The organism is Pseudonocardia xinjiangensis (genome assembly GCF_012911925.1).
Taxonomy (GTDB): Bacteria; Actinomycetota; Actinomycetes; order Mycobacteriales; family Pseudonocardiaceae; genus Pseudonocardia; species Pseudonocardia xinjiangensis.
Map to the genome: position 1 here is coordinate 25157 of NZ_JAAXKY010000010.1, position 22362 is coordinate 47518.

The window sequence follows — 22362 nt, forward strand, 5'->3', positions numbered from 1 at the left end:
GGCTCTGCGAGGACCACACCCGGCGCGCGGAGCGGGCTACAGGCCGTAGACCCGCCGTGCCGTTGCGCCCAGGACGGCCGCGCGCTCGGTCGGGAGCAGGTCGGCGAGCAGGCCCTCGGTCGTCGTCCGGACGGCGGGGTAGCCGCCGGCGAGCTCGCACACCGGCCAGTCGGAGCCGAACATCACCCGGTCCGCCCCGAAACATCGGAGCACCAGGTCGGCGTACGGCCGCAGGGTGGCGACGTCCCGGCCGCTGGGTGCCGCCTCGGTGAGGAGCCCGGAGAGCTTGCACGAGACGTTCGGCAACGCCGCGAGCTCGGCGACGAACGATGCCCACGGCTCCCACTCCGCGTCCGAGATCCCGGGCTTGCCCGCGTGGTCGAGCACGAACGCGACGTCGGGCGCGGCGCGGGCCGCGGTGAGCGCCGCGGCGCGCTGCGGGGCCCGCACGAGGAGGTCGACGACCAGGCCGTGCCGCCCGGCCGTGGCGATCCCGCGAGCCACGTCGGGACGGGCCAGCCAGCCGGGGTCGGGCTCGTCCTGGGCGAGGTGCCGCACCCCGACCAGCCGGTCCCCGCCGGGACGGGAGCGCAGCCGCTCCAGCTCGTCCCCGACGCCGGGCGCGGTCAGATCGGCCCAGCCGACGACACCGGCGATGAGATCCGACCCGGCGGCCACGGCGAGCAGCCGCTCGCTCTCCGCCGTGGACGCCAGCGCCTGCACCAGCACGGTCGCCCCCATCCCGGGCGGGAGCACGGCACGCAGGTCCGCGACGTCGTAGCGGCGCCGGATGGCGGCGTGCTCCCGAGCGAGGAGCCAGCTATGCCCCCCATCAGCGGGATCCCACAGATGATGATGAGCGTCGACGCCGCCGGCGCCCTCGTGTTCCAGGGTCAGGGGAGGAGGCCTTCGTTCGTCAGGTCTGCCCAGAGGGCGTCCGGGATCCGGGTCTCCGCTGCGGCTGCGTTCGCCGCCACCTCGGCCGCGGCGCGGGCACCCAGCACCACCGAGGCGACCTCGGGGCGCGCTCCCGCGAACGCGATCGCGGCGGCGGGCAGCGGGACCCCGTGGCGGCGGCAGACGGCGCCGATCGCGGCCGCACGCTCGCGAACGGTGGCAGGCGCCGGCTGGTAGTCGTACGTGGCGTCCGCAGGGGGGTTGTCCGTGGCGAGCAGTCCGCTGTTGAACACCCCCGCCGCCAGCACCGACACGCCGCGCTCCGCGCAGGCCGGGAGCAGGTCGTCGGCCGCGGACGGGTCGAGCAGGGTGTAGCGGCCCGCGACGAGCACGGCGTCCACCTCGGTCTCGACGACGAACCGGGTGAGCATGGCGGTCTGGTTCATCCCGGCCCCGATCGCCCCGATCACGCCCTGGGCGCGCAGCTCGTGCAGCGCCGGGTAGGCCTGCCCGGCCGCCTCCGCCCAGTGGTCGTCCGGGTCGTGGATCAGGACGAGGTCGATGCGGTCGAGCCCGAGCCGCTCCAGGCTCCCCTCCAGGCTGCGTCGCACGCCGTCGGCGCTGAAGTCCCAGACCCGTCGCAGGTCGGCGGGCACGTCGAAGCCCTCGTCGTCACGGCGGGAGGCGCCGTCGGGGTCGGGCACCAGCAGCCGTCCGACCTTCGTGGAGATCGTGTACTCCGCGCGCGGACGACCGGCCAGCGCGGCTCCGAGCCGCCGCTCCGCAAGGCCCAGCCCGTAGTGCGGCGCCGTGTCGAAGAACCGGATGCCGCTCTCCCACGCCTGGTCGATCGTGGCGGTGACGTCGGGCTCGGGCACCACGCGGTAGAGGTTGCCCAGCGGTGCGGTGCCGAGCCCGAGGGGGCTGACCGGCACGGAGGAGCGCCCCAGCACGGCGGTCATGGCAGCTCCCAGACCTGACGCAGCCCGCGGTCGGCGCCGGAGTAGTCGTCGGCGACGTCGAGCAGCTCCGCCATCCGCGCCTGCCAGGTGACGTTCACCGGGTCGTCGCGCAGCGCGTCGCGCATGGCCCGGTAGTCCTCCACCTCGACGACGTGGAACAGGTCGAGGCCGTCGCGCCAGATCCGCCACGCGTGCACCCCGGCGCCGCGCAGGGCGGAGTCCAGCTCGGGCGGGATCTCGGCGTGGACCCGGTCGTAGTCCTCCTCCCGTCCCGGTCGCAGCTTCGTGTGCAGGGCGATCCGTTCCATCAGTCCTGAGCCTTTCCGCTGGTCAGTCGGGCCAGCACCAGCGCAACGAGGATCACGAGCCCGTTCACGGCCTGGATCTGGTCGGCCTTCACCTGGGCGAGGGTGAGCACGTTCTGGATCAGGCCAAGCAGTACCACGCCGCACAGCGCGCCGAAGAGCGAGCCCTTGCCGCCGTCGAGGCTGATGCCGCCGATCACCGCGGCGGCGAACACGGTGAAGATCATGCCGTTGCCCTGCGCGGCGGCCACCGAGCCGAGCCGGGCGGAGAGCATCAGCCCCGCGAGCGCGGCCAGCGCCCCGGCCACCACCAGCGTCAGCCAGATCACCCGCTCCACGCGGATACCGGCGGCGCGGGCGGCGTCGGGGTTGCCACCCACGGCGTAGAGCGAGCGGCCGACCCTCGTGTAGCCGAGCACGACCATGCCCACCGCGAACGCGATCACGACGATCCAGATGGCGAGCGGGATCGTGGCGATCCGCAGGCTGCCGAGGTCGTCGACCACCGGGATGCGGTTGGCGAGGTTGGAGATCGTCGCGCCGCCGACGATCGCGAGCTGCAAGCCGCGTAGGGCGATGAGCATCGCCAGCGTGACGATGAACGCCGAGAGCCGGAACCTGACGATGAGCAGCCCGTTGAAGGCGCCGATCAGGGCCCCGAACAGCACGGCTACCGGGAGCACCGTCCACGCGGGCCACGGCGCGCCGAGCACCGAGGTCTGGCCGACCACGAGGAACACCGCCACGGCGGGCGCGATCCCGACCACGGACTCCAGCGACAGGTCGAACTTGCCGACGATCAGCACCAGCGCCTCGGCCAGCACCACCAGCGCCAGCTCGGACTGGTACTTGAGCACCGTGTCGACCAGGTAGGACTGGCTGAGGAAGACGTCCGGCTTGAGCAGGTAGCCGACCACCAGCAGGGCGATGATCGGCGGGATCAGCGCGAAGTCGCGCAGCCGGGCCAGCCGCAGCCGGTTGGCCGGGCGCCCCGGCTTCGGTGGCGTCACCGGTGCCTGCGGTGCCGCGGTGCTCGTGTCCGTCATCGCTGTTCCCTCTCGGCAGAGGCCGTTCCGTTGACCGGACCCGGCTCGTCGCCCGGATCCGGAGCCGCCCCGATGCCCTCGATCTCCGCCACCAGGTCCGCCTCCCGCCAGCCCCGCGGGTGCTCGGCGACCAGCCGGCCCCCGACCATCACGACCACCCGGTCACACAACCGGAGGTCCTCCAGCTCGTCGCTCACCAGCAGCGCGGCGCGGTTGCGCCGGGTCTCCGCGTCGACCGCCCCGAGCAGCGACTCCTTCGAGCGGACGTCCACCCCCGCCGTCGGCTGCACCAGCACCAGCACCGTGGGGTCGTTCGCCAGCGCCCTGGCCATGACGACCTTCTGCGCGTTGCCACCCGACAGCTCGCTGACGGGCTGCCCCGGGCCGGCCGTGTGCACGTCCAGGTCGGTGATCATCCGGTTGGCCCGCTCGTCGCGCTTCTTCGGCAGAACGAAGCCGGCGGGCCCGAGCCGGTCGGTGATCGTCATCGTGGCGTTCTCCGCCACCGAGAGCGCGGGGACGAAGCCGTCGATGTTGCGGTCGCCCGGCAGGTACCCGACGCCGCCGCGCAGGGCGGCCGGCACGTCCCCGGAGCGGATCGGGAGCCCGGCCACGCGCACCGTGCCCTCCCGGGGCCGCAGCCCCACCACGGCTTCGGCGAGCTGACGCTTCCCGCTCGCCGCCGATCCCGCGACGCCGACGATCTCGCCGCGCCGCACCGTCAGGTCGACGCCGGTGACGATCCCCGGCACGGTCACCCCGGCGAGCTCCAGGGCGGCCTGCGCATCGGCGGGCACCGGCGGGCGGTCCGCGCCGACGTCGACCAGCCCGCGGGCCTCGCCGATCATCGCTGCCACGAGCTCGTCGCGGCCCAGCTCGGCGACGTCCGCGTCGAGCACGTAGCGGGCGTCGCGGAACACGGTGACCCGCTGGCAGATCTCGTAGATCTCCGGGAGGTGGTGGGAGATGTACAGGAACGTGACGCCCTGGGCCCGCAGGTCGCGCAGGCGGTCGAAGAGCCGGGCGATCGCGCGTCCCTCGAGCTGCGCGGTCGGCTCGTCGAGGATGACGAACCGGGCGCCGAGCGAGAGCGCGCCCGCGATCTCGACGAGCTGGCGCTGCTCGACCGACAGCTCGCGGGCCGCCACGTCGGGGTCGACGTGCACCGCCCACTCCTCGAGCAGCTCCGCCGCCTGCCTGCGCAGCAGCCGGGGGGAGAGCAGCCCGAACCGCCCCCGGGGCTGGCGGTGCAGGAACAGGTTCTCCGCCACCGAGAGACCGGGCACGACCGACGGCTTCTGGTAGACGCAGGCGACGTGCCGCCGCCAGGCCGCCCGGTCGCCCGCCGCCGGGGCCGGGCTGCCGCCGAACCGCACCTCGCCCGCGTCGGCGCGCAGCAGACCGGTGAGTACCCCGACGAGCGTGGACTTGCCGGCGCCGTTGCGCCCGACCAGCGCGTGCGTCTCGCCGGGCGCGACGGTCAGGCGCCCGTCGGCCAGCGCGACGGTGGCGCCGAACCGTTTCGTGACGCCCACCGCCTCGGCGACGGGCACCGGACCGTCCGCTCGCGGATCCATCGAGTCCACCCTCAGGCCGCCGCGTTGCCCCAGAGACTCTTGTCGTCCACGTTGTCCTTCGTGACCAGCGGTGCAGGCAGCTGGTCCTCGAAGCCGTTGGGCAGCTCGATCACGGTGCTGCCGTGGTCGGTCGGGCCCGGTGTCGGGGTCACGCCGGCCAGCGCCTGCTTCGCCCAGTACAGGCCGTACTGCGCGTAGAGGTCGGCGGGCTGGGACACGGTCGCGTCGATCTCACCGGCCCGGATCGCGTCGAACTCCTGCGGGATCCCGTCGTTGGAGATGATCGTGATGTGCTTCGGGTCGCCCGGCGGCACGAGCAGGTTGCGCTGCTTGAGCACCTGCAGCGTCGGGTCCAGGAAGACCCCGCCCGCCTGCATGTAGATGCCCTTGATGTCGGGGTCGGTGGACAGCCGGGTCTCCAGCGCCGCCTGGGCCTTGGTGCCCTCCCAGTCGGTGGGCTCCTCGAACACGGTGATGCCGGGGAACTTCGACGTCATGCATTCCTTGAACGCCTCGGAGCGGTCGCGCCCGTTGATCGACGACAGCGCGCCCTGGAACTCGACGACCTTGCCGGTGCCACCGAGCTTCTCGCCGAGGAACTCGCAGGCCTTCTGCCCGTACGCCCGGTTGTCCGCGCGCACGACCATGTAGATCTTGCCGCTGTCGGGGCGGGTGTCGATGCTGACCACCGGGATGCCCCGGCCGGCCAGCTCGTCGAGCTTGGGCCCGATCGCGCCGGTGTCCTGCGGGGCGATGACGAGCGCGCCCGCACCCTGGGTGACCAGGCTGTCGATGTTGCCGATCACCTTCTGCACGTCGTTCTGCGAGTTGGTCGGCCCGGTGACGGTGACACCCAGCTCCCCGGCCTTCTCCGGGACGTAGCGGGCGTAGGCCGTCCAGAAGTCGGAGTCCGCGCGCGGCAGGTCGACGCCGATCGACGCCGACGCACCCCCGCTCGCGGGGGGTGCGCCACCGGGTGTGTCGCGGCTGCACGCGCCCACCGCGAGCAGGAAGGTGGTCGCGGCCAGCGCGCCCACGGCGCGTCGCGCAGGGACCGAAATCATCGTTGATCTCCTCGGCTTGACGGGCTCGGGTCAGTCCTTGCGCGGCCGCAGCCGCAGGCCTTGCATGCCGCCGTCCACGAAGAGCGCGGTGCCGGTGGTGGCGGCCGCCACCGGGCTGGCCAGGTAGGCGATGGCCGCGGCCACCTCCTGCGCCGACACCAGCCGGCCCATCGGCTGGCGGGCCTCCAGCGCGGCGCGTTCCGCCGCGGGGTCGTCGGCCGCGTCGAGCAGCCTGCCGACCCATGGCGTGTCGGCGGTGCCCGGGTTCACGCAGTTGACGCGGATGCCGTCGGCGACGTGGTCGGCCGCCATCGCGAGCGTGAGCGACTGCACCGCGCCCTTGCTCGCGCTGTAGAGCGCCCGCTGCGGCAGTCCGGCGGTGGCCGCGATGGAGCAGGTGTTGACGATCGCCGCGTTCGAAGACCGGCGCAGGTGCGGCAGCGCGGCCCGGCTGAGCCGGACGATGCCGAGCACGTTGACGTCGAGGACGCGGTGCCACTCGTCGAGGGAGTTGGTCTCGACGGTGCCCTGCGCGCCGATGCCGGCGTTGTTCACGAGCACGTCCAGGCCGCCGAGGCGCTCGACGGCTGCGGCGACGGCCGCATCCACCGAGTCCTGGTCGGTGACGTCCGCGGTCAGGCCGAGCAGCGGCTCCTCGACGCCGGACGGGTCGAGGTCCAGGCAGGCCACCTTGGCCCCGCGCTCGGCCAGGAGCCGCGCCGTGGCCAGCCCGATGCCGGAGCCGCCGCCGGTTACCACCGCGGCCAGCCCCGCGAACTCACCCCCGGGGGCGCTCACAGCGCGCTCCGCTGCGGCTCGCCGGCCCAGACGGCGCCGTCGGGGAACCGGTACGCGGCCAGCGTCTGCGGCCGCATCTCGGCGCCGGCGCCCGGCGCGGTCGGGACGAGGTACCGGCCGTCCCGCACCACCACCGGGGCGACGAAGTGCTCGTGCAGGTGATCGACGTACTCGATCACCCGGTCGTCCATCGATCCGGACACTGCGATGAAGTCGAACATGGACAGATGCTGCACCAGCTCGCACAGGCCGACCCCGCCGGCGTGCGGGCAGACGGGCACCCCGAACTTCGCGGCCAGCAGCAGGATCGCCACGTTCTCGTTGACGCCGCCGACCCGGGCCGCGTCGATCTGCAGGTAGGACAGCGCCCCGGTCTGCAGGAGCTGCTTGAACACCACGCGGTTGGCCACGTGCTCCCCGGTGGCCACCTTGACCGGCGCGATACCGCGGGCGATGGCGGCGAGCCCGAGGACGTCGTCGGGGCTGGTCGGCTCCTCCACCCACCACGGGTCGAACGCGGTCAGCGCCCGGACCCAGTCGATCGCCGCGCCGACGTCCCAGCGCTGGTTGGCGTCCACCGCGATCCGGATGTCGGGGCCAACCGTCTCGCGCGCGATCCGCATCCGCCGTAGGTCGTCGTCGAGGTCGGCGCCCACCTTCAGCTTGATCTGGGTGAACCCGTCGGCGACCGCCTCCCGGCACAGCCTGCGCAGCTTCTCGTCGTCGTAGCCGAGCCAGCCGGGGGTGGTGGTGTAGCCCGGGTAGCCCTGCGCCCGCAGCGTGGCCTCCCGCTCCGCGCGGCCCGGCTCCGCCGCACGGAGGATGGCCAGCGCCTCGTCGCGGGTGAGCGCGTCGGTCAGGTAGCGGAAGTCGACGAGGTCGACGATCTCCTCTGGCGTGAGGCCGGCCAGCAGCTGCCACAGCGGCAGCCCGGCCCGCTTGGCCCGCAGGTCCCACAGCGCGTTGACGACCGCGGAGATCGCCATGTGGATGACGCCCTTCTCCGGGCCGAGCCAGCGCAGCTGGGAGTCGTGCACCAGTTCGATCCACAACGGCCCGAGCGCCTCGAGGGTGGTGTCGAGCGGTCGTCCGACGAGCATCGAGCCGATCGTCTCGATCGCGGCGGTCTGCACCTCGTTGCCCCGGCCGATCGTGAACGCGAAACCGTGGCCCTCGTGACCGTCGGGGTCGTCGGTGCTGACGACCACGTAGGCGGCGGAGTAGTCGGGGTCGGGGTTCATCGCGTCGGAGCCGTCGAGCTCGCGAGAGGTGGGAAAGCGCACGTCGAGGGTGTGCACGGTGGTGATCCGCGCGGTCATGCCTGCCCCGCCGAACAAAGAAGCCGCACTGCTACCCCCGCTAGACATCCGATGTATCGCCGATCTTTATACGGCCACGCACCCTGGCGCACAAGGGCGGAGCGGTGTTCCGGGACGGACATCGGACGTCTACGGATGAGCGGCGAGGGGCCGTGTCCGTCCCGTTGCCCTCCATTAACAGAAACGTCTTACCGAAGTCTTGACAGTTCACCCCATTCGGTGGAAATTTTCACCACCTTGCTCCTTCTCGAAAGGTTGTACTGGTGGTGCTGGCTGGATCCGACTCACCCGCCGAGGCGGGCACCGGTCAGCTGCTCGTGCATCTGCGGAGCCTCCTCCCGGGGCTCGCCGGCGCGCTGCGGCAGGTCGGGAACGTGATCCTCGAGGATCCGGCCTGGGCCTCGCGGGCGACGATCGTGGAGCTCGGGGAGCGGAGCGGCACCTCACCGGCCACCGTCACCCGCTTCTGCCGCACCCTGGGCGTGGCGGGCTACACGGAGCTGCGGGTCGGCATCGCCACCGAGATCGGGCGCGCCGACCAGGCCGGCTGGGAGCTCGGCATCGGTGCGGACGTACTGCCCACCGACCCGATCGACCGCGTGCTGCGCACGCTGGTGGCCGTCGACGTGCAGGCGATGCACGAGACCGCGGCGGCACTCGACCTCGCGGTGGTCGACGCGGTCGCCGACGCCGTGGTGGCCGCGCGGCGGGTCGACTTCTACGCCACGGGCGGCAGCGCCGCCGTGCTCGAGGACCAGCAGCTGCGGCTCTACCGGATCGGCATCGCCACCTGGACGTGGGCCGACGTGCACAACGGGCTCACCAGCGCCGCGCTGCTGGGCCCCGGCGACGTGGCCGTCGCGCTGTCGCACAGCGGTCGCACCACCGAGACCGTGGAGATGCTCGCCGAGGCCGGTCGGCGCGGCGCCACCACCGTCGCGATCACCAACTTCTCCACGTCACCGATCGCCGATGTCGCCGACCACCTGCTCGGCACCTCGGTGCGGGAGACGGCGTTCCGGGCCGGGGCGATGTCGGCGCGGCACTCCCAGTTCCTGGTGCTGGACCTGATCTACCTGGCGGTCGCGCAACGCACGCACGAGCGCTCCACCGAGGCGTTCGCCCGCACCGCTGCCGCCGTGGCCGCGCACCGCACCCCGTACGACCCGCGCGCGAGGGGCGGCTCAGCACGCTCCGCCGATCCGCACCGAGGAGCCTGATGACCTCCGAGACGAACACGACGAGCGTCGCCCCCGGGCCTGCTCCGGTTTCCGGCGCGGCCTTCGCCGAGGCCGCCGCGGCCGCGGTGCAGCGGGTGTCCACCGAGCAGGCCGGCGCGGTCGCGGCGGCGGCAACGCTGCTGGTCGACGCGCTACGCGCAGGCGGGGTGGTGCAGGCGTTCGGCACCGGCCACTCCCAGGCGCTGGCGATGGAGATCGCCGGGCGCGCGGGCGGCCTCGTGCCCACCAACATGATCGCCCTGCGCGACCTGGTGATCCTCGGTGGTGAGCCGCCGGACGTGCTGTTCGACGCCCACCTCGAACGGGATCCGGCCGTCGCCCACCGCGTCTACGAACTGGCGGGCGCGCACCACTCCGACGTCTTCGTGATGGCGTCGAACTCCGGCGGGAACGGGTCCGTCGTGGAGCTCGCGCGGCTGGTCAAGGAGCGCGGGCACGGCCTCGTCGCGATCACGTCGATGGCGCACAGCTCGCGGGTGATCTCGCGACATCCCTCGGGGCTGCGGCTGTTCGAGCTCGCCGACGTCGTGCTCGACAACGGCGCGCCCTACGGCGACGCCGTGCTGACCACGGGTGAGATCGCCGTCGGCGGGATCTCCTCGATCACGGCGGCCCTGCTCGCCCAGATGGTGGTGGCCGAGGTCGTCGCCACCATGCTCGCCGCAGGCGAGGTCCCACCCGTCTACCTCTCGGCCAACATCCCCGAGGGCGACGCCCACAACTCCGCGCTGGAGGCCCGGTACGCCGGTCGTATCCGGCGATCCGCCTGACCGCCCCACCCCACAGTCCGTCCGCTCCCCATCGGCACGGCCCGTTCTGTCCGCTCCCCACCCCTCGTGATCAGCAGCTCATCGTCAGCTCAAGGAGACAGCCATGACCCCGTCTCGTCCCCCAACCGGTATCGACCGCCGGCAGTTCCTGCAGCGGCTGGCGGCCGCGGGCCTGCTCGCGGTACCGGGTGCGGGGCTGCTCTCCGCCTGCGCCACCGGAGGCGGGGGCACCACCACCGCCGCGCAGGGCCAGGTCAGCGCCACCAACCCGCTCGGTGTCGCCGCCGACGCCCCCCTGGACGTCGTGATCTTCAAGGGCGGCTACGGCGACGACTACGCCATCGCGCACGAGGCGATGTACAAGCAGCGCTACCCGCAGGCGCAGGTCAAGCACTCGGCGAGCACGCAGATCGCGCAGGAGATGCAGCCGCGGTTCGTCGCGGGCAACCCGCCCGACGTCCTGGACGACACGGGCGCCCAGAAGATCGAGTACGCGGTGCTCGTGAACGACAACCAGCTCACCGACCTCGGGCCCCTGCTCGACGCCCCCTCGGTGGACGACCCGAACGTCAAGGTGCGCGACACGCTGCTCCCCGGTGTGATCGAGCAGGGCACGTTCGGCGACAAGTTCGTCATCCTCAACTACGTCTACGAGACCTACGCGCTCTGGTACTCGAAGCCGCTGTTCGAGAAGAACGGCTGGCAGGTCCCCACCACGTGGGACGAGATGATGGCGCTCTGCGAGAAGATCAAGGCCGCAGGCATCGCCCCGTTCGCCTACGGCGGGGTCAACGCGGGCGACTACGTGATCGACCTCAACCTGGGCGCGGCCATCAAGCAGGGTGGCCTCGACGTCGTGAAGAACATCGACAACCTGCAGTCTGGCGCCTGGACGCAGGACACGGTGCTGGCGGCGACGCAGCGGCTCGAGGAGATGGCCCGCAAGGGCTACTTCATGCCGGGTTCGGAGGGCCTCAAGCACACCGAGGCGCAGACGGCGTGGGTGCAGGGCAAGGCCGCGTTCTACGTCTCCGGCTCGTGGATCGAGAACGAGATGAAGGGCATCGCGCCGCCGGACTTCGCGATGACCGCGGCGCCGGTTCCGGTGCTGGACAGCAGCTCGGCGATGCCGGTCACGGCCCTGCGTACGCAGCCGGCCGAGGCGTTCGTGGTGCCGTCCAAGGCGAAGAACGTCAACGGTGGCATGGAGTACCTGCGGACGATGCTCTCCAAGGAGGGCGGCATGAAGTTCGCCGAGCTCACCGCGTCGGTGCCTGCGGTGAAGGACGCCACGGCCCAGGCCAAGAAGACGCCGGCGCTGGAGTCGCTCACGGCCGCTCTCGCCGCCGCGGGCCCCAACGTGTTCAGCTGGCAGTTCCGGACCTGGTACTCCACCTACAGCACCCTGCTGATCACCGAGACGACGAACCTGCTCGCCGGCCGCACCGACGCCAAGGGCTACCTCGCGAAGCTGCAGGCGGAGACCGACCGGATCGCCGCCGACTCGAGCATCACCAAGTACCACCGCTGACCATGCGTTACGGAAAATACCGGTTCATCGCCGGCTTCCTGGCGGTCCCGCTGGCGCTCTACATCGTGTTCGTCGTGTCGCCGTACGCCCAGGCGTTCTACATCTCGATGACCGACTGGCGGGGCTTCTCCGGGCAGCAGAACTTCATCGGCTTCGGCAACTACATCGAGCTGGCCACCGACGGCCGGTTCTGGCGGGCCATGGGGCACAACGGGCTGCTGCTCCTGGTGGTGCCGCTGGTGACGATCGTGTTCGCCCTGTTCCTGGCGGCCGTCACGACCGTGGCGGGACGCCAGGGCGCGGTCGGTCGCGGCGGGGTGCGGGGATCACGCTTCTACCAGGTGGTGTTCTTCTTCCCGCAGGTCGTCCCGGTGGTGATCGCCGGGGTGCTCTTCGGGTTCTTCTTCAACCCCGACGCGGGGCTGCTCAACGGGCTCCTGCGCGTGCTCGGCCTGGGCTGGCTCACGCGGCCGTGGCTCGGCGACCCGGCGCTCGCCCTGCCGTCGGTGATGGCCGTGCTCATCTGGGGTGCGGTCGGCTTCTACTACGTGCTGTTCAGCTCGGCGATGAAGTCGGTGCCCCCTGACGTCTTCGAGGCGGCGGTGCTCGACGGAGCCGGGCGGCTGCGCACGTTCTGGAGCATCACGCTGCCGATGATCTGGGACAGCGTCCAGGTCTCCTACATCTACCTGGGGATCATGGTGCTCGACGGGTTCGCGCTGCTGCAGGTGATGTTGCCGGTGCCGGGTGGCGGCCCCGACGGGTCGACGGCGGTGGTGTCGCAGTACCTGTACGAGAGCGCCTTCATCAACGGCCGGTTCGGCTACGCCTCGGCCATCGGGGTGGCGCTGTGCCTGGTGACGCTGCTGCTGGCCGTCGCCGTCCTGCGGCTCACCCGCCGCCAGCAGACCGAGTACTGAGGAGTACGGCGATGACACTCGGCACGTCGGCGCCGGCCACGACGCCCCCCGACCGGTCGCAGCGCCGGCCGCGCCGCCACGACGACGCCCACCACAAGGCATTGACGGGTGAGCGGACGCTCAACGTGTTCACCCACGGCTTCCTCGCGGTGTGGGCGATCCTCGTGGCGGTCCCGCTGATCTGGGCCGTGCTCACGGCCTTCAAGACCGACAGCGAGATCTTCTCCAGCCCGTGGAGCCTGCCCGCGCAGTGGCAGTTCGGCAACTTCGTGCGGGCCTGGACCACGGCCAGCATCGGCACGTACTTCGTCAACAGCCTCATCGTCGTCAGCGTCTCGGTGGTGCTGGTGATGCTGCTCGGGTCGATGGTGGCCTACGTGCTGGCCCGCTACGAGTTCCCCGGGCGGGGCGTCATCTACTACGCGTTCGTCGCCGGGATGACGTTCCCGATCTTCCTGGCCCTCGTGCCGCTGTTCTTCGTGGTCCAGAACCTCGGGATGCTCGGCACCTACCACGGGCTGATCCTGGTCTACACGGCGTACGCACTGCCGTTCACGGTCTTCTTCATGACCGGGTTCTTCCGGACGTTGCCGAGCGCGCTCGCCGAGGCCGCGATGCTGGACGGCTGCTCGCACTCTGGCGTGTTCTTCCGGATCATGCTGCCGCTCGCCCGCCCGGGCCTGATCAGCGTGGGGATCTTCAACTTCCTCGGGCTGTGGAACCAGTACCTGCTGCCGCTCGTGCTGATGCCGGACAGCGACCACTACGTGCTCTCGCAGGGGCTCGCGGTGCTGGCGGCGAACCAGGGCTACCGCAGCGACTGGAGCGCGCTGTTCGCCGGTCTGGTGATCGCGCTGCTGCCGGTGCTCGCGGTGTACGTCGTGTTCCAGCGCCGGATCCAGGAGGGACTGAGCGTCGGAGCCATCAAGTAGCGGCGCCGGTGCCGTGGCCGTCGACACGGTGAAAGGGCGGCCACATGCGGCGTACGGTGCAGAAGTGATCGGCTCGAGGGCGAGGCTCCGGGCACTGCGGTGGGGTCTACGTATCGTGTTCGGGCTGCCGCAGCCCGTGAAACGGGTGCTCGCGGGCCATCCGGTCCGGCTCGACGGGCAGGTCCTGGACCTGGACCTGCAACTGCTGGGGCGCGTCGACCGGCTGCTGTCGAGCTCCGCCGGCGGCACGGTCGATCAGGCCGCGCTGGCCGAGCAACGCCGCCAGGCCGACGAGGCGGCCGAGGTCGTCGCCGACGCCGCACTGGACGACGTCCTCACCGAGGACCTGCAGGTGCCCGGCGGCGCGGGCCCCCGCGCCGCCCGGCTCTACGTCCCGCCTGCCGTGCCCGAGACGGCGGGGCTGATCGTGTACTTCCACGGCGGCGGGTTCGTGATGGGCAGCATCGCCTCGACGGACCCGCTGTGCCGGCTGCTCGCGGCCCAGTCCGGAGTGCGGGTGCTCTCCGTCGACTACCGCCTCGCTCCGGAGGACCCGTACCCCGCGGCGCTCGAGGACGCCATCGCCGCGTACCACGGTGCCCGGGACGCAGCGTCCGACCTCGGCGCCGACCCCGAGCTGATCGCGGTGGGCGGCGACAGCGCGGGTGCCAACCTCGCCCTCGTCGTGGCCCAGCAGCAGGCGATGGCCGGTGGCCCGCTCCCGGCGTTCGTCCTCGCGCTGTACCCCGTCACCGACGCCGCGCGCTCCACGCGCTCGCGGGAGATGTTCGGCGCCGGCTTCGGCCTCACCGCGGAGTACATCGCCGAGCTGGAACGCCTCTACCTGCCTGACGGGGTGCCGTCCGACGACACGCGGGGCGCGATCCTGCGCGCCGACGACCTGGCCGGGATGCCTCCGGTCTATCTCTCCACCGCGGGCTTCGACCCGCTGCGTGACGAGGGCGAGGAGCTGGCCGATCGGCTGCACCACGCGGGGGTGCCGGTGGTGGCGCGCCGCTTTCCCGGCCTGGTGCACGGATACGCCAGCTTCACCGCGGTCAGCGCCGCCGCCCGGGACGCCACCCTCGACGCGGCCAGCGCGCTGCGCGCGGCGCTCACGCTGGTGCGGAGCAGGCATCCGGCGAGGGTCATCGGCCATGCGGTGCTGGACGCGCTGCCGACCACCGCGCGCACCACCGGAGCGTGAGATCCACCGGTGACCCCGGTTCGGACGCTACCGTCACCCGGCACGTGGTCGGTCCGACGAGAAGGACGAGGCGCTGCGACGGCTGTCGCAGCACGGCTGGAGGCGAGCCCGTGGATCGCCAGGACGTCAGTGCCACCCTGCCCTGGATGGGCGCCGGCACCGAGTTCCTCTACCGCGCTGTCGACGCGTTGCCCGACGACGCCCTCCGCGCGCCCAGCGCGTTGCCCGGGTGGAGCAGGGCCCACGTCGTCGCCCACGTGGCGCGCAGCGCCGAGGGCCTCACCCGGCTCGCCACCTGGGCGCGCACCGGCGTCGAGACCCCGATGTACGCCTCCCGCGAGGAGCGGGCGGTGCGGATCGAGTCCTCGGCGCAGGCGTCCGCCGAGACGCTGCGCCGGGAGCTCATCACCACCGCCGACGAGCTCGACGCCGCCCTCGCCGCCCTCGACGACGAGGCGTGGCTCGCCGAGGTGCGCACCGCTCTCGGCGTGCCGGTGCCCGCGGCCGAGATCCCCTGGATGCGGGTGCGGGAGGTGTGGGTGCACGCGGTCGACCTCGACGTCGGGGCGAGCGTCGACGATCTTCCGCCGGAGGTGGTCGACGCCCTGCTGGACGACGCCACGGCCACCTTGTCGGAGCGCGAGGGGTGCCCCGTCGCGCTCCTGGCGCCGGTCGACCGGGAGCACACGTGGTGGCTCGGTCCGGAGTCCGGGTCGGGCTCCGTCGAAGTGCGGGGCGAGGCGGCCGCCGTGCTGGGCTGGCTGGTGGGCCGCACCGGGGGCGAGGGCGTCGATGCCGTCGGCCCCACCGGCAGGCCGGTCCCGGTCCCGGTCGCGCCGCGCTGGCTGTAGCCCCCGAACCAATGGGACGTTGACCACTTGGACGTGGACGAGGTTGTCGCAGCTATCCGGGCAGAACTACCTCAGCGCATGGAGTGGTGGAACCTGCACGTCAGGTCGGTGTCCGTGCAGGCTCATGGCGAGTGGCCCATCACCGTGTTGGTCGATGACCCGACCTTCGACGAACCTCTGCAAATCCAGCTCGACGAGGACCCCTTCGGCTCCGACGACGTCAGTTCGCAGGCGAACTGCCAGCTCATCATCATCTGCGCGCTCACCGATGAGCGACTCCACGCAGAGCCGCCACCGGGGGGCTGGCAGACGTGGCGCACCGGCCGTAGCCCTCAGACCGGCCAGGAGTAGGCGGAGCCCGATCCGCCTCGAGATCGACACCGGCGGGGTTTCGTCCTTGGGAAAGCCCTCTGGTGTCGATCTCGCCGCTGTCACCGGGTGCAGAGGCGCCGCCGGCTGTAGCCCCTCAGACCGGCCAGAAGTAGGCGGAGTCTGGTTCCGCGTCCGGGAACAGCGGCCCGTAGAACTCGGGGTTCTTGCGTACCAGCGCGGACCGGTGGCTGCGGTGCACGCGCTCGTCGCCGACCCATTCCGGCAGGAGCGACCGCGCGGCGAGCTCGGCCTGGGTCCGCGGCGGTGGCAGCCCGTGCTCGGCGAGGTCCGTCCCGATGGTCGCGGCGCACGTGTCGGCCCGGCCCCGCGCCACCCACTCCGCGCAGACCACCAGCCCGTAGGCCGCGATGCCCTCGGGGTGTCCCGCCCACATCCGCACGGCGGGGTGGCGCTTCCAGCCGTAGGTCGCCCTGGTCACCGCCCGCAGCACCTGCAGCGCCTCCACGCGCTGCTTGCCGAGCCGCAGGTCGTCGAGCACGGCGGCGCTCGCGGCGAAGTCGGGGTAGGGCAGGAACGTCTGCATCGGGCCTACGCCCCCTCGACGAGGGTCACCACACGCGTCAGCGACGGGGTGCGCGGCGTCGACCCGAACCCGAACCTCACGGGCGGCGCCACCGGGGCGAGCGCGCCCTGGTCGGCGCCGTTCCAGGCCGTGGCTGCCGCGGTCAGGCCGTGCAGGTCGAGGGCGGCGTAGTACTCCCTGCGCCCGCCTCCCGCGCTGCCCCTGGTGCGCACCCCCGGCAGCACCCGGCGGGCGACGACGTCCACGGCGCTGATCCACAGCGGGCTCGTCGCCACTGTCCGCGGTACCGCGCGGAGCAGGAGCCCGAGCGGTGGCCGCCCTCCGACGGTGAACGACAGCGCCAGCGGCGCGGCGTCCACCCGCCAGCGCACCCCGTCGATCTCGGCGTGGACCCGGCCCACCCGCACGTCGTCGAACAGGTAGGTGGCGGCCACGAACTCGGCCACCTCCCGCGACGGTGCGAGCAGGACGCGGTGCCCGTCCGGCTGCTCCACCATGACGTCGGTGAACGCGCCGAGCGGCGAGCGCGGCCAGTGCCCGACGACGACGCGCAGCCCGGCTGCCGTCCCCAGGCCGGCGATCCACCCGTCGAAGCGGTCGGTCATCGTGCCCCCTCCGGTTCCCCGGGACTACCCGGAACGCCGCGAACCACGCCGTCCGGTGTGGCTACGGAGGAAGCTGACGCGGTGGGGCCGGGCCTGCCAGGCTGGGCGGGCCGAGGCCGGAATGTTGAGCATGCAAGTAACGTTGATCGCAGCACTGTACGTCCACGAGGAGGAGGACCCATGCCACAGCCAGAGGGTGCCGAGCTCGAAGCCGTGCGCGCTCGTCGAGCGGCGCTCAAGGAGAGGTACCTGCGCCCGGTCGGTGAGCGCCCCACCACGACGGTGCGGGGCGTGCACCACCTCGCGCTGGTCGCGCGCGACGTCGAGGAGACGATCAAGTTCTATCAGGACCTGCTGGGGTTCCCGCTGGTCGAGCTGGTGGAGAACCGCGACTATGAGGGGTCGAGCCACTTCTTCTTCGACATCGGCAACCGCAACCTGCTCGGCTTCTTCGACTTTCCCGGGCACGACCATCCCGACTACTCCGAGACGATCGGAGCCGTCCAGCACCTCGCGCTCTCCACCTCGCCGGAGGAGTTCGCCGCCACCCGCAAGCGCCTCGACGAGGCCGGCATCTCCTACCTGGGCCCGGACCGGGGCGTCGACAACAGCCTCTACATCCGCGACCCCAACGGGGTGGGCATCGAGTTCTACAGCGAGGAACTCGGCGTATTCGAGGGGGAGCCGCTGCTCTCCTCCTGACACCCGCTGAGCGAGAAGTGGTGGCGGTCACGCAACCTGGGAGTGACCCGGTGCGTCCTCTGATGTAGGACAACTGCGCCGCGTGACCGCCGTTACCGTTCATCGGTGCGGGGCCGCGGGGGGATGGGGTCAGCATGAACGGTGAGTACCGAGGACGGGGCGGCCAGCCGCCGCCGGCACACCCTTCGGGGCGGCCGCCGCGGCGCGGTGGTGGTCCCGGCTGGGGGCAGCCGCAGCGACCCCGGCCCCAGCAGGCCGGGCCGCCACCAGGCCCACCGCTCGGTCCGCCGCGTCCGCTGCGCGACACGGCGCTGCTCCCGTCCGATCCGGTCCGGCCCCAGTACCGGTCTCCCCAGTACCGGGGTCCCGCCGTCCCGGTCGCCCCGCCGCCGCGGCGCCCGGTGGGCGCCCGTCCGGTTCGCCGGCCGCGGTGGGGACGGCGGATCGGCATCGCCCTGCTCGTTCTGCTGCTGCTCGTGGTCGGTCTCGGCGTCTACGTCGACACGAGCCTCAACCGGGTGGCGGCCCTGCCGGCCGACAGCACGGCCATCTCGAAGGGCACCAACTGGTTGATCGTCGGGTCGGACAGCCGGTCCAACCTCACGCCGGAGCAGCGCGCCGAGTTCGCCACCGGCGACCCGGAGTCCGAGCTCACCGACACGATCATGCTCATGCACACCGGCAGTGGCCCCACCACGCTGGTCAGCATCCCGCGCGACTCGATGGTCGACATCCCGGGCAAGGGCCGACACAAGATCAACTCCGCCTACGGGCGCGGCGGCGGTGCCGACGGCGGCGGCCCCGAACTGCTGGTGCGCACGGTCGAGCAGGCCACCGGCCTGCACATCGACCACTACGCCGAGATCGGGTTCCTCGGTCTCGTCTCGATGGTGGACGCCGTCGGTGGCGTCGACCTCTGCGTCCCCGAGGCGATCAAGGACCCCAAGGCCGCTCTGGACATCAAGGCGGGCTGCCAGACGCTCGACCAGGCCACCGCCCTGGGCTATGTCCGCACCCGCGCCACCGCCACGTCCGACTTCGGGCGGGTCGAACGGCAGCGCGCCTTCATCTCCGCGCTGCTCGACAAGGTGACCAGCCCCACCACGCTGCTCAACCCGTTCCGGGTGGTGCCGCTGGCCACGGGACTGTCCAGCGCGATCACCGTGGACGACGGCGACCACGTGTGGAACCTCGCGAGCCTCGGCCTGGCGATGCGAGGGCTGAAGGACGGCGTCTCCACCACCGTTCCGGTGCGCGACGGCGTCGTGAACTGGGACCGCCAGCGTGCAGGCGCGCTCTTCCAGGCGATCGCCGATGACGAGCGGCCCCCGGCCAACGCACTCGGCCCCTGAGGCTGCGATGAGTTCGGCCCTTCCTGCCGGTCCGAGGTCTCGACGACCTCGAGGAGGATGCATGACGCAGCACGCGGGTGACGGACCGGTGGCCGCCGCGAGTCTCGAACGGATCTGGCAGGTCCCGGACGCGCAGGTCGCGTCCGGGCGGATCCCCGGCTACGTGGGCGCGGTGCGCGTCCGCGGGCAGGAGGAGGTCCGGGCGGGCGGCACCATGGCCGTCGGCGCGCACAGCGAGCCCATGAGCGAGCACACGCTCTTCCGCATCGCCTCGGCCACCAAGCCGATAGGCGGCGCTCTCGTGCTCGGCCTCGTGGAGGAGGGCGTACTCGCGCTCGACGACCCGATCGCACGGTGGCTGCCGGAGGCGGCGAACCCGCGCGTTCTCGTAGCGCCCGACGCCCCGCTCGACCACACCACCGAGGCACGGCGACCGATCACCGTCCGGCACCTGCTGACCATGACGTGCGGCTGGGGTGCGGTGCTCGAGCCGACCCCGCTGCAGGCGGCCATGAGGGAGCGGGGCGTCTACCCCAGCCCGCTCCCGCCCCCGATGACGGGCGACGAGTTCGTGGCGAGGCTCGCCGCGCTGCCCCTCGCGTTCCAGCCGGGGGAGGGCTGGCTGTACGACAGCGGCATCGACGTACTCGGCGTCCTGCTGGCCCGGGCCGCCGGAAAGCCGCTCTCCGACCTGCTCGCCGAGCGCATCACCGGACCACTCGGGATGACGTCCACGAGTTTCTGGACGCCGGAGGTCCACCGCCTCGCCACGTCTTACCTGTCGGGGCCGAACGGGCTCGAGGTGCTCGACCCGCCGGGCGGCGCCTTCGCCTCCCCGCCCGGCTTCGAGAAGCTGGGCGGGGGCCTGCTGTCCACGGCGTCGGACGTACTGCGCTTCTACTGTGCGATGGCCGACGGTGGCGCACCGGTGCTCTCGGCCGACTCACTGGCACTGATGACGGCGGACGCGCTCACCGCGGCGCAGCGCCGGCAGGGGCTGCCCATCCTCGGTCCCGGAGTGTCATGGGGCCTCGGCACGAGCGTGGACGTCGAGGCCGTTGAGCCGTGGATGGCGCCGGGTCGCTGGGGCTGGGACGGCGGGACGGGCACCACCGTTCGTGTCGACCCGGGTCGCGACACCGTCGGCGTCCTGCTGACCCAGCGGCTGATGGCCGACCCGCTGGACGGCTTCGACGACTTCTGGGCTGCGGTGGCCGCCGTCTGACCTGCGCGATGCGGTGGGCCGGGGCGCCGTGTCGCCGGCTCAGGCCGGTTTGCGAGCCCGCTTGCGGGGTGCGGGAGCGTCGTCCTCCTCGGTCTTCTTCCTGGCCGCGGGCTTGGCTGCGGGCTTGCGGGCCGGCGCCTTCTTCTTGGGGGCCGCGTCGTTCGCCGGCCCGCTAGTAGACGCGCCAGTGGCGGCGCGCCCCCCGGATCCGGCCCGGGCGGCCTCCACGCTGGCCTGCAGGGCGCTCAACAGGTCGGTCATGCTGTCCGGCCCCTCGTCGCGCTTCGCCGCCACGGGTGCCGGCCGGGTCTCGCCGGTGGTGCGCTTGCGGTCGATGAGCTCCACCACGGCGTCGCGGTACTCGTCGTGGAACTGCGCGGGGTCGAACTCGGCGCCCAGGCTCTCCACCAGCGATGCCGCCATGGTCAGCTCCTGGGGCCGCAGCTCGACCTCGGCGTCCAGGATGTCGAACTCGGGCTCGCGCACCTCGTCGGGCCACAGCATCGTCTGGAGCACGATCGCCTTGTCGCGCACCCGCAGCAGCGCCATGCTCTCGCGCTGCCGCAGCGCGACCTTGACCACCGCCATCCGGTCGGTCTGCACCAGCGCCTCGCGCAGCAGCGCGTAGGGCTTCGCCGCCTTGGCGTCGGGCTCGAGGTAGTAGCTCTTCTCGAACAGCAGTGGGTCGATCTGGTCGGCGGGGACGAACTCGATGACGTCGATCTCGTGCCCGGTGGCCGTGGGCAGCGAGTCGAGATCCTCCTCGCTGAGGGTGATCAGCTCGCCGTCGTCGGTCTCGTAGCCCTTGACGATGTCGGCGTACTCGACCTCCTCGCCGTCGATCGAGCACGTGCGCTTGTACTTGATCCGTCCACCGTCGGCCGCGTGCACCTGGTGGAACCGGACGTCGTGGTTTGTCGTGGCCGAGTACGCCTTGACCGGCACGCTGACCAGACCGAACGAGACGGCGCCGCTCCACATCGCGCGCATGCAGGCCCCTGTTCCCTTCGCCGGCAACCGAGTCGGCAAAATGTGTGAATCTCTCTCGAGTGCCAGCATGACGGCGTGCAGCCCATGCTCGCCACCCCTGGAGCCCTTCCGGACGGCCCGGAATGGGTGTTCGAGGTGAAGTGGGACGGCATGCGGCTGCTCGCCGACGTGGCCGACGGGCGGGTCCGGCTCGCCAGCCGCACCGAGCGTGACGTCACGGCGAGCTTCCCGGAGCTCGCCGAACTCACCCGGCTCGCGCCCGACGTCCTGCTCGACGGGGAGGTCGTGCTGCTCGAAGGCGGCGTGCCGAGCTTCCCGGCGCTGCTCGAGCGCCTCCACGGCCCTGCCCTGCCGCGGACCGTGCAGGCGCGGCCGGTGACCTACATGGTGTTCGACGTGCTGCGCCTCTACGGCGTCCCGCTGCTGGACCGCCCGTTCGAGGAACGCCGGGCCACCCTCGAGCGTCTCGACCTCGCCGCCGTGCCGGCGCTCTCGCTGTCGCCGACGTACTCCGACGGCCGCGCTCTGTTCGAGGCCACCCTCGAGCGGGGGATGGAGGGCGTGGTGGCGAAGCGGCGCGACGGCGTCTACCGGCCGGGGCGCCGGGGCCCGGGCTGGACGAAGGTGACCCACCGGCAGACGCAGGTGTGTGTCGTCGGGGGATGGCGCCCGGAGCGCGCAGGCCCCGGCCGGATCGGGTCGCTCCTGCTCGGTGTCCCCGACGCTGCCGGGCTGCGGTTCGCGGGCCGGGTCGGGTCGGGTCTGGCCGGGGAGACGACCCAGCGGGTGCTGCGGGACCGCCTCGTCGAGGCAGAGCAGCCGCCGTTCGCCGAGCGGCTGCCCCGGCCCGACGGCGCGGGCGCGCACTGGTGCGAGCCGCAGACGGTGGTGGAGGTGGCCCACACCGGCTGGACCGAGGGCGGCCGCCTGCGGCAACCGGTGTTCCGCGGGGTGCGGGACGATCTCGATCCCGATCACGTGCGACAGGAGGCGTGATCGCTCTCGGGACTGGCCGATCTCCGCGGTGCGGTGCAGGATGTGCCCCGTCGGATGCTCGAGAAGGGGGCGCCCACGTGCCTGCGCCAGTTCACCTGCCTCCCACCACTCCGGCGAGGTGCGCAGTGTCACGCTCGCCGATCGCCGTCCTCGCTC

At 72.3% G+C, this 22362-nt stretch carries 23 protein-coding genes; 12 read left to right on the forward strand and 11 right to left on the reverse strand.

Annotated elements, in window-relative coordinates; all coding sequences use genetic code 11:
• Window positions 1–36: 36 nt before the first annotated feature.
• From HF577_RS05345 to HF577_RS05380, 8 genes are read right to left on the reverse strand one after another with little or no spacing between them, the layout of a single operon-like run.
• Window positions 37–897: an amidohydrolase family protein gene (locus tag HF577_RS05345; RefSeq protein ID WP_312858962.1), complete on the reverse strand. Its 861-nt coding sequence runs from the start codon at window positions 895–897 to the stop codon at window positions 37–39.
• Window positions 894–1859, reverse strand: coding sequence for an aldo/keto reductase (locus tag HF577_RS05350; protein ID WP_169394606.1), 966 nt, complete (start codon window positions 1857–1859; stop codon window positions 894–896). The genes HF577_RS05345 and HF577_RS05350 overlap by 4 nt, the downstream gene beginning before the upstream one ends.
• Window positions 1856–2167, reverse strand: a complete 312-nt coding sequence (locus HF577_RS05355; RefSeq protein WP_169394607.1) for an L-rhamnose mutarotase — start codon at window positions 2165–2167, stop codon at window positions 1856–1858. The genes HF577_RS05350 and HF577_RS05355 overlap by 4 nt, the downstream gene beginning before the upstream one ends.
• Window positions 2167–3210 (reverse strand): ABC transporter permease, encoded by a 1044-nt coding sequence (locus tag HF577_RS05360; RefSeq protein ID WP_169394608.1) that lies wholly within the window; start codon window positions 3208–3210, stop codon window positions 2167–2169. The genes HF577_RS05355 and HF577_RS05360 overlap by 1 nt, the downstream gene beginning before the upstream one ends.
• Window positions 3207–4787: a sugar ABC transporter ATP-binding protein gene (locus tag HF577_RS05365; protein WP_169394609.1), complete on the reverse strand. Its 1581-nt coding sequence runs from the start codon at window positions 4785–4787 to the stop codon at window positions 3207–3209. The genes HF577_RS05360 and HF577_RS05365 overlap by 4 nt, the downstream gene beginning before the upstream one ends.
• A gap of 11 nt (window positions 4788–4798) precedes the next feature.
• Window positions 4799–5851: a sugar ABC transporter substrate-binding protein gene (locus HF577_RS05370; RefSeq protein WP_169394610.1), complete on the reverse strand. Its 1053-nt coding sequence runs from the start codon at window positions 5849–5851 to the stop codon at window positions 4799–4801.
• Window positions 5852–5881: 30 nt separating this feature from the next.
• Entirely contained in the window at window positions 5882–6649 is a 768-nt protein-coding gene (locus tag HF577_RS05375) for an SDR family NAD(P)-dependent oxidoreductase (RefSeq protein ID WP_312858953.1), read from the reverse strand.
• Complete coding sequence (locus tag HF577_RS05380) at window positions 6646–7968, reverse strand: L-fuconate dehydratase (protein WP_169394611.1); 1323 nt, start codon at window positions 7966–7968, stop codon at window positions 6646–6648. The genes HF577_RS05375 and HF577_RS05380 overlap by 4 nt, the downstream gene beginning before the upstream one ends.
• 263 nt (window positions 7969–8231) lie before the next feature.
• Between HF577_RS05380 and HF577_RS05385 the strand changes: the two genes are divergently transcribed.
• The 8 genes from HF577_RS05385 to HF577_RS05420 all read left to right on the forward strand — a co-directional run bounded on the left by HF577_RS05385 (window position 8232) and on the right by HF577_RS05420 (window position 15771).
• Window positions 8232–9188, forward strand: coding sequence for a MurR/RpiR family transcriptional regulator (locus HF577_RS05385; RefSeq protein WP_211173828.1), 957 nt, complete (start codon window positions 8232–8234; stop codon window positions 9186–9188).
• Window positions 9188–9979 carry a sugar isomerase domain-containing protein gene (locus HF577_RS05390; protein WP_169394612.1) on the forward strand — a complete coding sequence of 264 codons (792 nt, stop codon included), beginning with the start codon at window positions 9188–9190 and terminating at the stop codon, window positions 9977–9979. Before HF577_RS05385 ends, HF577_RS05390 begins: the two co-directional genes overlap by 1 nt.
• Window positions 9980–10082: 103 nt before the next feature.
• A complete protein-coding gene (gene ngcE, locus HF577_RS05395; RefSeq protein ID WP_169394613.1) occupies window positions 10083–11510 on the forward strand; it encodes an N-acetylglucosamine/diacetylchitobiose ABC transporter substrate-binding protein in 1428 nt (475 codons plus the stop codon).
• Between the two features lie 2 nt (window positions 11511–11512).
• A complete protein-coding gene (locus HF577_RS05400) occupies window positions 11513–12430 on the forward strand; it encodes a carbohydrate ABC transporter permease (protein ID WP_169394614.1) in 918 nt (305 codons plus the stop codon).
• Window positions 12431–12441: 11 nt separating this feature from the next.
• The gene (locus HF577_RS05405) at window positions 12442–13362 is read left to right on the forward strand and encodes a carbohydrate ABC transporter permease (RefSeq protein WP_169394615.1); all 921 of its coding nucleotides are present in this window, start codon (window positions 12442–12444) and stop codon (window positions 13360–13362) included.
• Between the two features lie 64 nt (window positions 13363–13426).
• A complete protein-coding gene (locus tag HF577_RS05410) occupies window positions 13427–14569 on the forward strand; it encodes an alpha/beta hydrolase (protein ID WP_169394616.1) in 1143 nt (380 codons plus the stop codon).
• A gap of 110 nt (window positions 14570–14679) precedes the next feature.
• A complete protein-coding gene (locus HF577_RS05415; RefSeq protein ID WP_312858954.1) occupies window positions 14680–15420 on the forward strand; it encodes a maleylpyruvate isomerase family mycothiol-dependent enzyme in 741 nt (246 codons plus the stop codon).
• A gap of 33 nt (window positions 15421–15453) precedes the next feature.
• Window positions 15454–15771, forward strand: coding sequence for a hypothetical protein (locus tag HF577_RS05420; protein WP_211173829.1), 318 nt, complete (start codon window positions 15454–15456; stop codon window positions 15769–15771).
• 115 nt (window positions 15772–15886) lie between these two features.
• Here the strand turns inward: HF577_RS05420 and HF577_RS05425 are convergent, their stop codons facing one another.
• Window positions 15887–16336, reverse strand: coding sequence for an MSMEG_6728 family protein (locus HF577_RS05425; RefSeq protein WP_169394618.1), 450 nt, complete (start codon window positions 16334–16336; stop codon window positions 15887–15889).
• A 5-nt stretch (window positions 16337–16341) separates the two neighbouring features.
• Window positions 16342–16941, reverse strand: a complete 600-nt coding sequence (locus HF577_RS05430; protein ID WP_169394619.1) for a hypothetical protein — start codon at window positions 16939–16941, stop codon at window positions 16342–16344.
• A gap of 180 nt (window positions 16942–17121) precedes the next feature.
• Between HF577_RS05430 and HF577_RS05435 the strand changes: the two genes are divergently transcribed.
• The 3 genes from HF577_RS05435 (at window position 17122) to HF577_RS05445 (ending at window position 20220) form a co-directional block, all read left to right on the forward strand.
• Window positions 17122–17643, forward strand: a complete 522-nt coding sequence (locus HF577_RS05435) for a VOC family protein (RefSeq protein ID WP_169394620.1) — start codon at window positions 17122–17124, stop codon at window positions 17641–17643.
• Between the two features lie 134 nt (window positions 17644–17777).
• Window positions 17778–18995 (forward strand): LCP family protein, encoded by a 1218-nt coding sequence (locus tag HF577_RS05440; protein ID WP_169394621.1) that lies wholly within the window; start codon window positions 17778–17780, stop codon window positions 18993–18995.
• A 61-nt stretch (window positions 18996–19056) separates the two neighbouring features.
• Entirely contained in the window at window positions 19057–20220 is a 1164-nt protein-coding gene (locus HF577_RS05445; protein ID WP_169394622.1) for a serine hydrolase domain-containing protein, read from the forward strand.
• Window positions 20221–20259: 39 nt separating this feature from the next.
• Here HF577_RS05445 and ku read toward each other — a convergent pair whose 3' ends face one another.
• On the reverse strand, window positions 20260–21210 hold the full coding sequence (ku, locus tag HF577_RS05450; protein ID WP_169394623.1) for a non-homologous end joining protein Ku: 951 nt from the start codon (window positions 21208–21210) through the stop codon (window positions 20260–20262).
• An 84-nt stretch (window positions 21211–21294) separates the two neighbouring features.
• On the opposite strand from ku, the gene ligD reads away from it, so the two are divergent.
• Window positions 21295–22206, forward strand: a complete 912-nt coding sequence (gene ligD / locus HF577_RS05455) for a non-homologous end-joining DNA ligase (protein ID WP_211173837.1) — start codon at window positions 21295–21297, stop codon at window positions 22204–22206.
• The last annotated feature ends 156 nt before the right edge of the window (window positions 22207–22362 follow it).

Excerpts from the sequence above, each read along its gene's own strand:
- HF577_RS05350 (WP_169394606.1), bottom strand. The coding sequence starts at position 1,859 with ATGACCGCCGTGCTGGGGCGCTCCTCCGTGCCGGTCAGCCCCCTCGGG.
- HF577_RS05355 (WP_169394607.1), bottom strand. The coding sequence starts at position 2,167 with ATGGAACGGATCGCCCTGCACACGAAGCTGCGACCGGGACGGGAGGAG.
- HF577_RS05360 (WP_169394608.1), bottom strand. The coding sequence starts at position 3,210 with ATGACGGACACGAGCACCGCGGCACCGCAGGCACCGGTGACGCCACCG.
- HF577_RS05365 (WP_169394609.1), bottom strand. The coding sequence starts at position 4,787 with ATGGATCCGCGAGCGGACGGTCCGGTGCCCGTCGCCGAGGCGGTGGGC.
- HF577_RS05370 (WP_169394610.1), bottom strand. The coding sequence starts at position 5,851 with ATGATTTCGGTCCCTGCGCGACGCGCCGTGGGCGCGCTGGCCGCGACC.
- HF577_RS05380 (WP_169394611.1), bottom strand. The coding sequence starts at position 7,968 with ATGACCGCGCGGATCACCACCGTGCACACCCTCGACGTGCGCTTTCCC.
- HF577_RS05390 (WP_169394612.1), top strand. The coding sequence starts at position 9,188 with ATGACCTCCGAGACGAACACGACGAGCGTCGCCCCCGGGCCTGCTCCG.
- ngcE (WP_169394613.1), top strand. The coding sequence starts at position 10,083 with ATGACCCCGTCTCGTCCCCCAACCGGTATCGACCGCCGGCAGTTCCTG.
- HF577_RS05400 (WP_169394614.1), top strand. The coding sequence starts at position 11,513 with ATGCGTTACGGAAAATACCGGTTCATCGCCGGCTTCCTGGCGGTCCCG.
- HF577_RS05405 (WP_169394615.1), top strand. The coding sequence starts at position 12,442 with ATGACACTCGGCACGTCGGCGCCGGCCACGACGCCCCCCGACCGGTCG.
- HF577_RS05425 (WP_169394618.1), bottom strand. The coding sequence starts at position 16,336 with ATGCAGACGTTCCTGCCCTACCCCGACTTCGCCGCGAGCGCCGCCGTG.
- HF577_RS05430 (WP_169394619.1), bottom strand. The coding sequence starts at position 16,941 with ATGACCGACCGCTTCGACGGGTGGATCGCCGGCCTGGGGACGGCAGCC.
- HF577_RS05435 (WP_169394620.1), top strand. The coding sequence starts at position 17,122 with ATGCCACAGCCAGAGGGTGCCGAGCTCGAAGCCGTGCGCGCTCGTCGA.
- HF577_RS05440 (WP_169394621.1), top strand. The coding sequence starts at position 17,778 with ATGAACGGTGAGTACCGAGGACGGGGCGGCCAGCCGCCGCCGGCACAC.
- HF577_RS05445 (WP_169394622.1), top strand. The coding sequence starts at position 19,057 with ATGACGCAGCACGCGGGTGACGGACCGGTGGCCGCCGCGAGTCTCGAA.
- ku (WP_169394623.1), bottom strand. The coding sequence starts at position 21,210 with ATGCGCGCGATGTGGAGCGGCGCCGTCTCGTTCGGTCTGGTCAGCGTG.
- ligD (WP_211173837.1), top strand. The coding sequence starts at position 21,295 with ATGCTCGCCACCCCTGGAGCCCTTCCGGACGGCCCGGAATGGGTGTTC.